This window comes from Isosphaeraceae bacterium EP7 (assembly GCA_038400315.1).
In the GTDB taxonomy this organism is placed as follows: Bacteria; Planctomycetota; Planctomycetia; order Isosphaerales; family Isosphaeraceae; genus EP7.
Genome location: CP151667.1, coordinates 6399882 through 6411697 on the forward strand (window position 1 = coordinate 6399882; position 11816 = coordinate 6411697).

Here is an 11816-nt window from a genome sequence, read left to right on the forward strand (position 1 = left end):
GCATGCAACCAAGACAAGGTCGTCGGGTCGGTGCGCGGGGCACACGGATGGCCCCCCATGCTTTCCTCATGGAAGCGGTTTGCGGCGAAGAGCCTCACCCTCGTCGCGATCTCTGTGTTCGCCTCGGAGTCCGAAGCCTCCAATCTGGTCACGAGTTACGACCAATGGAGGACGTTCCCCGACCAGTCGATCACGGTTCCCGGAGACACACCCTTCCAGGGCCTCACGTTCCAGTCCGGCAACACATCGATGGCGGGCAAGATCCCGGAGTTCGTCCCTTCCCCGGACGACTTTCCCGTATTTACCGGGACGAGGCATCCGTTCACCGCGACGGATCAGGGATCGTTCCTCATGTTCGTCCATTTCGACCGTCCTGAAGGGGGTGAATCCTCGTCGGAACCCTTACGCGTCTATCTCGCGATCAAGGGGACATTCCAAGGCCAGCTCGGCGGCTATTCCGTTGACCCGAGGAAGGATTATCCTTCGATCGGCGGCAAATACACCGGCAACGTCGAATCGGTCCGGGTCAGCGGGATGACGCTCGACGGCCAGCTTCGCTCCGCCGAGATCACCGACCCCAAGCAGGTGGTCGACCCCGCCCTGATCGCCAGCGTCGTCGAAGGCACCAACATCCCCGCGTCGTTGGTCGACGCCTTCCTGCACCTCGACCGCTACAGCGTCAAGGGTGATATCGGCGTCAAGTCCACAAACTTCAAGCGGCAGCTCAATCTGACCCTCGCCGCCACCTCTCCCGCCCCCGAGCCGGTGCCCGAGCCCACCACCCTCCTCACCTTCGCGGCGCTCATCGGCGGCCTCGCCTATCGTCGGCTCCGCCCTCACGCCACCCCAGCCTCGGCCTGAGCTCAAGTCGCCGACCGTTGATCCGATCCAAAGGCTCGGCCTGAGCACCCGCGGGCCCGGGCCCTCAGCCAATTCGAAGTGGCCTCGCAGGCAATCTCGCGACGAGAACGACCCGAGAATTGTCGGGATCTTGGCCAGCTCGGGATCCAAGGACCGCCGACGGCGAGACGTCAAGTTGGGATTGACACAACTCGATCCCGCGGCGACCATCGCCGCGATTCCCTCCGCGTGCATCTTCGACACGGTCGTCGGATCGATGCAGGGGGCGCACGGATGCGACCTAATGCTCTCCTCGCGGATGCTCCCGACGACAGCCCTCGTCCTCGCCCTGCTCGGCTCAATCGCCCCGGCAACCCCTGCTTCGGCCTCAACCCTGGTCACCTTCTGGGATCAGCGACACATCTTCAGTGAGAATTCATACCAGCTCTCGGCTGACCCCTCGTTCGGTGGCACGGCGATCAAGGGGGAGCGAGGGATTGCAGGTGTATTCGGCCCGCGATACACGTCAGACGGCATGTCAGACGGTACCCTGTGGCACGCGACCGACTCGAATTCGTTCGCCATCATTGCAAACTTCATCGTCCCCTCGGACACCCAGAACGATACGGGCCGCCGAGTCTGGGTCACGCTCGAAGGCTCCTACACCGGGGACCTGACAGGCGGAGACCGGTTTGGCAGGATGAGCGGCTCCTATACCGGCCAGGTCAATTCCATTCACCTCGGTGGCTCGACCCTCGACGGAGAACGAGTCTCCCTCGACATCACAGATCCCTCGAAGCCCATCGATTACACCGCAGTCTCCCGATCCATCGAGGGAACGGACGTCCCGCTTGCCCTGATCGACGGCTTCCTTCATCTCAACCGCTACAGCATCTCCGGCTACATCGGCGGCGGCCACTACGATGTCCGCCTGCTCACCCTGAACATCGCCGGCGGCCCCGCCCCCGAGCCGGTCCCCGAGCCCGCCACGCTCCTCACCTTCGCGGCCCTGCTGGGTGGCCTCGCATACCGCCAGTTCCGCAGCAACGCGAGCCCAGTACCAGCCGTCTGAGCCCTGGCGCCGAGGCGAATCCACCGCGGAGCCCAGCCCGGCCACTTCGCGTGGGCGGCTATCCGATCGTCAGCCGTGCAATTGTCCATTCACGGCTCCAAGGACAGGCTTCCGGGGCCACGAGAGCGGCGACCGACTCAGACGATCGGGATTGACATCATCCGATCTCAAAGCGATTGTCTCCACATCCCCCTCGCATGCAACCACGACAGGGCTGTCGGGTCGATGCCCGGGGACCATGAAAGCCCCCAATGACCACGTCATGGATGTGTCGCACCGCGAGTCTCCTCGTCCTCACCCTGATCGGCGCGATCGCCCCGGTGTCACCCGCCTCGGCATCGACCCTCGTCACCTACTACGACAAGATGCGCAACTTCGACAATGATTCGGCCCCCGTTTCGGCCGATCCATCGTTTGCCGGCACAACGATCGCGCTGAACTATGGCCCCATTTCGACAGGTGTTCTGTCCGATTTGACATACTCGCCGATCGATGGCCGATATCGCGGGACCGACCAGGGGACCTTCACGGTTTTCACCTACTTCAATCGCCCGATCAGCGGTCGGCGTGATTCTTTCGATCCTGATCCGAGCGATCCCTTCCCGCCGTATGTCGCGATCAGCGGCACTTATATCGGGCAAATCGTCGGAGGTGGTGTTGAGGACAGAGCCGGTGGCAGCTATACCGTCCAGGTCAACCATCTCTACCTCTCCGGAATGACTGCCGACGGGGACCACCTCTCAATCGACACCTCCGACCCCTCGAAGCCCATCGATTACAACGCAGTCTCCCGACTCCTTGAGGGGAGGGATATTCCCCTGGCGTTGGTCGACGGCTACCTCCATCTCGACCGCTACAGTGGCACCGGCTCGATCACCGATGGTCACCGGAGCACGAAATTGCTCACCCTGACCATCGCCGGTGGCCCCGCCCCCGAGCCGGTGCCCGAGCCCGCCACCGTCCTCACATTCGTTGCCCTCATCGGTGGCCTCGCCTACCGTCGCTTCAACAGCCCGGCGAGCCCGGCACCGGATTGCTGAGCCCTCGCATCGAGGCGAACGAACCGACCGCGACCGAAGCCAGCCCGGCCACCCCGCAACAGCGTCGATTCAATCGACGTCGGCGAGGTCGATCGGGCCGTTTCATGCGCCAGAGCGCGGGCCGACACTGGTGGGGCGAATGGTGGCCCTGCCAGCATTCGCCGTCCGGTCGGGGAGCGGACACAAATCCGCCTCAGGTGGACATAATTTCGACGTGCGCCGCGATGATTCGAGCGACACCCGCGTCGATTCGCCCGAGAATCAGGCATTTTGGGCCCTCGAACGACCAGGGCATGGGGCATGCATTGACGCTTGATTGACCGGCCATGCACGGCGGCAATCGGCCGTGCCGGGTGGACCGGCCCTCCCCCCCCCGAGGTTTCCATGCGTCGAAACGCATTCACGCTCATCGAGCTTTTGGTGGTCATCTCGATCATCGCCGTGCTCATCGCCCTCTTGCTCCCCGCCGTGCAGAGCGCCCGCGAGGCCGCCAGGCGCATCCAGTGCACGAATAACCTCAAGCAGATGGGGTTGGCCGTCCACAACTATGAGTCGACCGTCGGCGGTCTGCCCCCCACGCTCTGCATCACTGGGGTCGGCACGACCGTTACCTGGACGAACAGCTTCGGGCCGCACGCGCGGGTACTCCCCTATCTGGAACAGGGGAACATCTTCAACACCACCAACTTCACCGTTGATATGCAGTCGCCCCCCAACACCACGGTGCTGGCTCAGGTGATCGGCACGCTCATCTGCCCCAGCGAGATCAAGCCCAACACCAGGCCCCTGGCCGACGGCACGCGTTATGGCATCTCCAACTATGGCTACGTCACCGGCGACTGGTACGTCTGGGGCGGCCTGGGCAGCACCCGCCAGAACCGGGGCGCCTTTGGCGTCAACCTCTCGCGCGGCTGGTCGAGCTTCCAGGATGGCACCTCGAACACGTTGCTGATGAGCGAGGGAAAAGCCTTCTTCGACTACATCCGCGACTGCGGCACGCTCGCCAACATCAACAACCCCGACATCATCCCGCCGCCCAACGCCGACCCCTACACCGTCGCCCCCGAATACCTCTCCGGTTGCGCCCTGCGGCCGCAGGAGGGGCGCACCCAGTGGTTCGAGTCGGGCTCGCACCACAACGGGATCACCACCGCATGGCCCCCCAACAAGGTCATCCCCGGCGGCCCCAACCGCGTCTACCCCGACAGCGACCTCAATGGCAGCCGAGAGAAGCTTGGCAGGCCCAGCTATGCCGCGTCCACCGCGCGAAGCTTCCACCCCGGTGGCGTCAACACGCTCTTCGGCGATGGATCCGTCAAATTTGTGAAATCCACCATTGATGGCATGATATGGCGTTCGCTCGGCACAGTCGCCGGCGGCGAGATCGTCTCGGCCGACGCATTCTGAAGCCTCTACCTGGGGATCGGCCCGGCGGCCTCACGCCGGATCTGGCCGGATTCGCCATCCGGCCTCGTCCCGATTGACTTCCAGGTCGGCCGGGCCTATGCCATCCGGCGGGCCCCTCTTGCATAATGCCGGCCGGTCGCTCAGAATCCGAAATGCCAGGCGAAGCCGGCGAATCGTCGCACCCGTGCGAGGCAAGGTAGGGGTGGTGCACATCCCGGCAAGACCGCCCGACCGCGGCCCCGGGCCTCCTCGACGCGCCCCCGTATCCTCGATACGGGCCCGCCCGAGGAAGTGCCCGGCCGCCCGGGGGGTCCTGGACTTACGTTCGGCTCACGCGTCGCCGCGTGCGGGGCCGTCGCGCCCCCAGAACTCGCAGTCACGACGCCACGTCCCATCCATTCTGATCTTCAGATCCTTCAACTCATGAATGCGTGAATGGCCCGCCGCCCGCGCCCCGGGATGGGCGTCGGCCGCCACCGCGGCGGGCCGAACTCGGCCCCCAGGAGATCGAACGATGACGCGACGCAAGACGTTGGCAATCGCCTGCCTAACCCTGGCCGCGACTTACGGGGCGGCGGCCCCCGGGGCGCAGGCCCAGCCGGTCGTGGCGGCCCCCTACCGGGCGAAGCTCTCCATCGAGACCGCCCTGCCCGCCCTGCCGGGCCACCCGACGCAGATGGCCTGGGGCCCTCGGGCCAGGCTCTACGTCATCAGCACAAATTCGGGCATTACCAGCTATCGATACAACTGGATCACCGGCAAGCTGACCAGCCCCGTCCAGGCCCTCCCCTCCGCCAACGGCCTCGGCCTCGCGTTCCACGGAGGCGACCTCTACTACTCAAGCATGGACGGCTCGCTCTGGAAGGCCAATGACGCCAACGGCAACGGCCTCTTCGGCGAGACCGGCCTGGGCGAGCTGAAGGTTGCGCTCGTCACCGGCATCCCCATCGGCGACCACGGCGTCGACAACATCCAGATCGCTGGCAACACCCTCTACGTCGGCATCGGCACCCGCACCATCAACGGCCAGAGCGGCCCGCTCTCCAGCGGCGCCCTCGACGACTTTGGCAACCAGGGCTTCTTCAGCGGCGGCCCGGGCAACACCTGGGGAGACTCGTCCTACAACGGCACCATCGCCTGGATCAAGGATCTCGGGCAGGTCGTCAACGCCACCAACTCGGCCAACGCCTTCAACACCGTTCCCGCCAACATCTCTCAGGCCTTGATCCAGGACGACTCCGGCCCCGTCACCAAGACCGACGCGGGCAAGCTCGTCGTCCACTCCGCGGGCACCCGCAACCCCTTCGGCCTCGCCCTCGACGCCGCCGGCCAGCTCTTCTTCACCGTGAACTACAACCGGGCGAAGACCAACGGCGACGGCACCACCGTGCAGGCCCACCCCAAGGACGTCGTCGGGCCCGACCTCTCCATGGAAGTCTCCGACCAGCTCTTCAGGGCCGTCCCGGGGGCGGACTACGGCTTCGCCAACGTCAACTGGCGCGGCAAGTCCCCTTTCCTCAGCCTCAATGCCGACGGCCCCAACCGGGCCCATTCCATCACCTTCGACAACCTGGCCAACCCAGGGCCCTACGTCCTGCACAACCCGGCCCAACCCGTCGGGCTCGGCCCGAACGCCTCCGCCGACGGCGCCTCGTTCTTCTACGCCGCCGGCCTGCCCGATGACCTCGCCGGCAACCTCTTCATCGTCCGCTTCAACGACGAGGTCACCGAATCGAGCCCCGGCAGCCGCACCCTCCGCTACGCTGACCTCGTCGCCGTCGACGTCCAGACCGGCGCAACCAAGCGCGTGGCCTCGCAATTCAGCAGCCCGCTTGCGGTCCTCTCCGACGGCCTGGGCAGGCTCCTCGTCGCCGACTTCGGCCTGACTAGCAACCCCGGCGGCAACGGGGCCATCTATACCCTCAAGGTCAAGCAGACCCGCTAGAGCGGTCCCGATTGAACGTATCACGCCGGAAAAGGGGGACAGGTCCCTGCGCTTCGCTGCGGAGCCGGTCCCCTTTTCCTCAACCGCGCCGAGCTAGCAGGAACCGCTCGAATCTCGGCGGCACCGCAGCCCTCGCGCCGCAACGGCCGAATCACTCACGGGGAACGAACCCAATGCCCAGACGCACGCCCAGCCTCCTCGCCGCCGCACTCGTCGCGCTCGCCACAGTCGCGGCCTCCGCTCCGGCCAGGGCCGACCTCGTCACCGTGCTCACGGCCACCGTCAGCGACGCCGGCGGGGGCGCCTCGCTCTACCTGTACACCCTGAGCAACGAGCCGGACAGCACCCTGCCCGTCGTCCAGTTCGACCTCGCCGTCGACGCCACCGCCGACCTCCAGGACATCACCGGCCCCGCCGGCTGGGCCTTCGACTACACCGCGGGCGCCACCACCGTCTCCTTCTTCCTCGACACCGCCGACGGGATCCTCCCCGGCACCTCCGCCGAGTTCTCCTTCACCAGCCTCCTGGGCCCGGTCCTGTCCGACTACGCCATCACCGGCGCCGCCCCCCCCATCATCGGCGTCAACTCAGGCAGCATCCTCGCCCCCGGAACTTCCACCGTCGTCCCCGAGCCCGCCACCCTGGCCCTCCTCGGCCTGGGCCTGGCCGGCCTCGCCGCCGCGCGATCGCGCATCCGTTAAGGGCGATTTTCGACAGGGTGACGATCAATCAACGGGGCCCGGCTCCGCCGCGAAGAGCGGGAGCCGGGCCCCGTTTTCAACGTCATCGAGGTCCGGTTCAGAACCGGATGCCCACCTGGGCGATCAGCTCGTAGGAGAACGGCCGGGGCCCCGTCACGGGAGTCACCACGCCGAAGGCGAACCGGCTCCGCTCGCCGATGATCGTGTTCAGCCCGTAGGTGAAGTCCAGGACGTCGGGCGTGCCGGCGAGGTCCGTCAGCGAGAACCCTCGGTGGTTCAAGGGGGTGCTCAGGTGCACCTCGAACGTCGGCGCGATCGTCGTGATCCAGGCGCTCTCTTCCTTCGCCTGGTACAGGTAATAGCCGAGGCCGAAGTCGTTGAACATCAAGGTCACGTCGGCCGAGTTCATCGGCACGTCGATGGATGAGAATCCCTGCACGAACCAGCTCTCGTTCGTCCAGAAGTAGCCCAGATAGGGCTGCAAGCCCGCATAATGCAGGTTGCGCACCGCGGGCGAGTTGGCGAACGAGGATGGCCCCGTCGGCGCCGTCACCGCCAGCCCGGCCGACATCAGGCTCGGCCCGTTCGGATCGCGCAAGAATACGTACTTGAACACGATTGCCAGATCGCCGAACGACGACGTGTAGCCGTTGTATGCCTTGATGGGGCTGACCACGGAGAGCGTGTTGATCGGCAGCTGCAATCCGATCGACGCATCGCCATCCCAGAACGTCTTCTCGACGCCCAGGATGTTCCGATAGACCCGAAGCTGGCTCACCTGCGCGTTCACGCGTCGATTGAGCGAGGCATTCACGTTGTCGAAGTAGTTGTACTGGTAATAGACCCGGTCCAGCGGCACCGGGCTCTGGTTGTCGGCGATCTTGAACCCGCGGATCGAGGGCACGAAGATGACGCCCTGAGACTGCCCGCCGGCCCCCGGCTCGATCGGCTTGGGGGGCGGGAACGGGGTCGGCAGCCCGTTCGCCTGACCGGCCAGCCTCCCCAGCCTCGGGTCCGGCAGCTTGTCGCCGAACATCTCCATCGCGCGGCCACGCCGCAGCCCCGACAGGTTCGACCGCGTCGCCCGGCTCCCCAGCGCGGGGGCCCCCTGCGTCAGCCCATCACCCAGGACCCGCGAGGCACTCGGCCCCGCCAATCCCGGAGCAAGCGGAGCCGGCGCGACCGGGGCGGCGGGCGCCGCGACGCCCGGCAAGGCCGGGGCCGCGACCGGGGCAGTCGCCGGGGCCCCGGGCGCCTGCATCGCCAGCCGATCTTCGCCAGGCTCGTCCTCGCCGGCGAGATCCGTCGAAGACTCCTCGGGCCCTTCCGCGACCGGAGCGGCCGGAACCGGATTCGGAGGCTCCTGGCCCGCGGCAAAGCCGGCAGGGCCGGGCCTGAGCCCGTAGGCCAGCGTCGCCAGGAAGACCAGAGGCATGCCCCAACCAGTCCGTCGCACGCGATCTCCTCCCCGTCACCACACAGTCCGGTCCATCCCGCCAGGCCAACGTACGCCCCTTATCGACACAATCATCACCCGCCATTGAACCCCATTTCTCCAATCACCCAACCGGGCCCCTTCCGAGGCTCGGAACTCGCACCGGACCGAGCCATAGTCGACGGGCCGACCAACGGTTTCCAGGGTGTTCAAAAGCACGAATTTGCACCCCGGCCCACCGGCGACGGGACGCTTGCGCACGGCGGACGGGCGGGCCCGCCCGTCGTCGCCGATGACCGGCCATCGACGAGCCGCGCAGAGGCTGGACGTCGATCCGCGGGCCTCGGCAAGCTAGGATACTGGCGGCATCGATCAGGCGTTCCGATCAAGTGCTGTTTCGAGCCGCTCGAGTGACCTTCGACCGGCGTTATTGTATAAACGCCCATGGGCTCACCCAAAATGACCAATCGTTCCGATGCCGAGCTTCCTCAGGATGGGGGCGAATTGAGCGTCAAGAACCTTGGCGTGCAAGAGCCGAGCACCTCCGCGTTCGGTCGAGAGACCCTGCCCAGAACCATGACCTGGCACGCGATCTCGGTCGCCGAAGTCGCGGAGAAACTCCGGAGCGATCGCGCGCGAGGATTGGCGGAACTCGAGGCCACCCGAAGGCTCGCGGAATTCGGGCCGAACCGACTCGCGGAGATCCGCGGCCGCAGCGCGTTCGTGATCCTCCGCGCGCAGTTCAAGAGCGTGATCGTGCTCTTGCTGCTCGCCGCCGCGGCGATCGCCCTCGCCCTCGGAGAGAACGTCGAGGCCGTCGCGATCCTGTTCGTCATCGTGGCCAACGCGACGATCGGCTTCCTGACCGAGTGGAAGGCCGAGCAGGCCCTCTCGGCCCTCCAGAAGCAGTCGGTGCCCGTGGCGCACGTCGTCCGCGACGGGACCGAGCACCAGATCCCGGCGGCCGACCTGGTGCCCGGCGACCTGGTGATCCTCTCCGCCGGCATCCGCATCCCCGCCGACGGGCGCATCACCGAGGCCGCCCGGCTGCAGATCGAGGAGGCGTCCCTGACCGGCGAGTCGCTCGCGGTCAGCAAGCGGCCCGACACGGTACCCGACCCGAGGGCGGCGCTCGGAGATCAGACCTGCATGGCGTTCATGGGCACGACCGTGACCGACGGGCGGGGCCGGCTGCTCGTCACCTCGACCGGCGCGCGGACCGAGATGGGCAAGATCGGGATCATGATCGAGGAAGCCGGCACCCATGACACGCCGCTCGACCGGCAGCTCGACCGGCTCGGCCGGGTCCTCGTCGGGGTCGTCCTCGCGCTCTGTGCGGTCATCGTGCTGGCCGGCTGGCTGCGCGGGAATGAGCTCCTGCATATGATCGAGGTCGGCATCTCGCTGGCCATCGCCGCGGTGCCCGAGGGGCTCCCGGCCGTCGCGACGATGACCCTCGCCGTCGGCATGCAGCGGATGTCCCGCATGCGCGCCCTCATCCGTCGCCTGCCCGCCGTCGAGGCCCTCGGCTCGATCACCGTCATCTGCACCGACAAGACCGGGACCTTGACGCGCAATGAGATGACCGTGCAGGCGCTCGTCCTCGACGGGCAGCGGCTCCAGATCACGGGCAGCGGCTACGCCCCCGTGGGCGAGTTCCTCGCCCACGACGGAGGACGCATTGAGCCTCGCTCCGATCCCCATCTGAGCCTCGCGCTCCGCATCGGCGTGCTATGCAACGACGCCCGGATCGACCGCACCGGGGGTGGCGAAACCATCCTCGGCGACCCGACCGAGGCGGCGCTGCTCGTCGCCGCGGAGAAGGCCGGCATGACGATCGAAGACCTCCAGGGAGAATATCCACGCATCGACGAAGTTCCGTTCGACAGCCTCACCAAGCGGATGGTCACGGTCCATCGCACCGCGTCCGGCTCGGTCGTCGCCTTCATCAAGGGCGCCCCGGGTTCGATCCTCGAACTGAGCAGTACCCAGCTCCGCAATGGCGCCACCGAGCCCCTGACGGATGAAGGTCGCGAGCGCCATTCGGAATGGAACCGCGAGCTGGGCGGTGCCGCCCTGCGCGTGCTGGGGCTCGCCTATCGCGAGCTTCCCGAGCGCTACAACCGCGAGGACCTCGATCGCGAGCTGGTGTTCGTCGGCCTCGTCGGGATGATCGACCCGCTCCGCGAGGAGGTGAAGGACGCGATCGCCACCTGCCGCGAGGCGGGGATCCGCACCGTCATGATCACCGGCGACCAGCCGCCCACCGCCGCGGAAATCGGCCGGCAGCTTGGGCTCGACTTCGACTCGCTCGGCCGGCCGCTCGCGGCCGTGCATGCCCGCGAGCTCGAGGGGCTGGATGACGCGGGCCTCGACCTGATCGTCGCCAACACCTCCGTCTTCGCCCGCGTCTCGCCCAAGCACAAGCTGCAGCTCGTCGAGGCGCTCCAGCGTCGGGGCGAGCTCGTCGCCATGACCGGCGACGGCGTCAACGACGCGCCGGCCCTGAAGCAGGCCGACATCGGCGTGGCGATGGGGATCAAGGGGACCGAGGTGGCCAAGGAGACGGCCGACATGATCATCGCGGACGACAATTTCGCCACGATCGTCTCGGCCGTCGAGCAGGGGCGGATCATCTACGCGAACATCCTGAAATTCATCCATTACCTCTTCTCGTGCAACTTCGCCGAGATCCTCACCGTGTTCGTGGCCATCCTCGTCGGCTGGCCGCTCCCGCTGGTCGCGCTCCAGATCCTCTGGCTGAACATGATCACCGACGTCTTCCCGGCCCTGGCCCTGGCCCTGGAGCCTTCGGCCCCCGATATCATGAACCGACCGCCGCGAGACCCGCGGGCGGGGCTCGTGGATCGATCGTTCCTCGGCCTCATCGCCTGGCAGGGGGCGCTGCTCGCGGCGTTCACGCTGCTCGCCTTCGGCGTCGGCCTGCAATGGCACGGGAGGGGGGCCGAGAGCGCCGACCGGGCAACCACCATGGCCTTCTCGACGCTCTCCCTCGCGCAGGTCTTCCACGCCTTCAACGCCCGGTCGCGAATCCGGTCCGTCTTCACGTCCCGGCTGTTCACGAACGGCTGGCTCTGGGCCGCGGTCATCCTCTGCGTCGTGCTCCAGTTCACCGCGGTCTCGGTGCCCCTCCTCCGGCGTATACTCCACACGGTACCGCCCAGCGGCGCCGAATGGACGGTCATCGCCGCCTGCTCGCTGGCCCCGGTCGCGATCGTGGAGCTGGTCAAGCTCGCCGCTCGTCGACACCTCCGCGGCAAATCGGCTCGGATCAAGGCCTGAGGCTCCCGGGAAACGTTCAAACTCTCTCGCCGCGTCCCCTTCGGGAGATCCGGCCGTCCCTCGCGAATGGAGC

The 11816-nt window shown here is 66.9% G+C and carries 8 protein-coding genes; 7 read left to right on the forward strand and 1 reads right to left on the reverse strand.

The window, feature by feature from the left end; all coding sequences use genetic code 11:
- Window positions 1-57: 57 nt before the first annotated feature.
- The 6 genes from EP7_RS25245 to EP7_RS25270 all read left to right on the forward strand — a co-directional run bounded on the left by EP7_RS25245 (window position 58) and on the right by EP7_RS25270 (window position 7005).
- Entirely contained in the window at window positions 58-861 is an 804-nt protein-coding gene (locus EP7_RS25245; RefSeq protein ID WP_463525012.1) for a PEP-CTERM sorting domain-containing protein, read from the forward strand.
- A gap of 175 nt (window positions 862-1036) precedes the next feature.
- Window positions 1037-1912 (forward strand): PEP-CTERM sorting domain-containing protein, encoded by an 876-nt coding sequence (locus EP7_RS25250; RefSeq protein ID WP_463525013.1) that lies wholly within the window; start codon window positions 1037-1039, stop codon window positions 1910-1912.
- A gap of 251 nt (window positions 1913-2163) precedes the next feature.
- Window positions 2164-2952, forward strand: a complete 789-nt coding sequence (locus EP7_RS25255) for a PEP-CTERM sorting domain-containing protein (RefSeq protein WP_463525014.1) — start codon at window positions 2164-2166, stop codon at window positions 2950-2952.
- 384 nt (window positions 2953-3336) lie between these two features.
- Window positions 3337-4359, forward strand: a complete 1023-nt coding sequence (locus EP7_RS25260; RefSeq protein WP_463525015.1) for a DUF1559 family PulG-like putative transporter — start codon at window positions 3337-3339, stop codon at window positions 4357-4359.
- A gap of 514 nt (window positions 4360-4873) precedes the next feature.
- A complete protein-coding gene (locus tag EP7_RS25265) occupies window positions 4874-6304 on the forward strand; it encodes a PQQ-dependent sugar dehydrogenase family protein (RefSeq protein ID WP_463525016.1) in 1431 nt (476 codons plus the stop codon).
- Window positions 6305-6477: 173 nt separating this feature from the next.
- Entirely contained in the window at window positions 6478-7005 is a 528-nt protein-coding gene (locus EP7_RS25270) for a PEP-CTERM sorting domain-containing protein (RefSeq protein WP_463525017.1), read from the forward strand.
- Window positions 7006-7102: 97 nt separating this feature from the next.
- Here the strand turns inward: EP7_RS25270 and EP7_RS25275 are convergent, their stop codons facing one another.
- Window positions 7103-8461, reverse strand: a complete 1359-nt coding sequence (locus EP7_RS25275) for a hypothetical protein (protein WP_463525018.1) — start codon at window positions 8459-8461, stop codon at window positions 7103-7105.
- Window positions 8462-8944: 483 nt separating this feature from the next.
- Between EP7_RS25275 and EP7_RS25280 the strand changes: the two genes are divergently transcribed.
- Window positions 8945-11743: a cation-translocating P-type ATPase gene (locus tag EP7_RS25280; protein WP_463525019.1), complete on the forward strand. Its 2799-nt coding sequence runs from the start codon at window positions 8945-8947 to the stop codon at window positions 11741-11743.
- The last annotated feature ends 73 nt before the right edge of the window (window positions 11744-11816 follow it).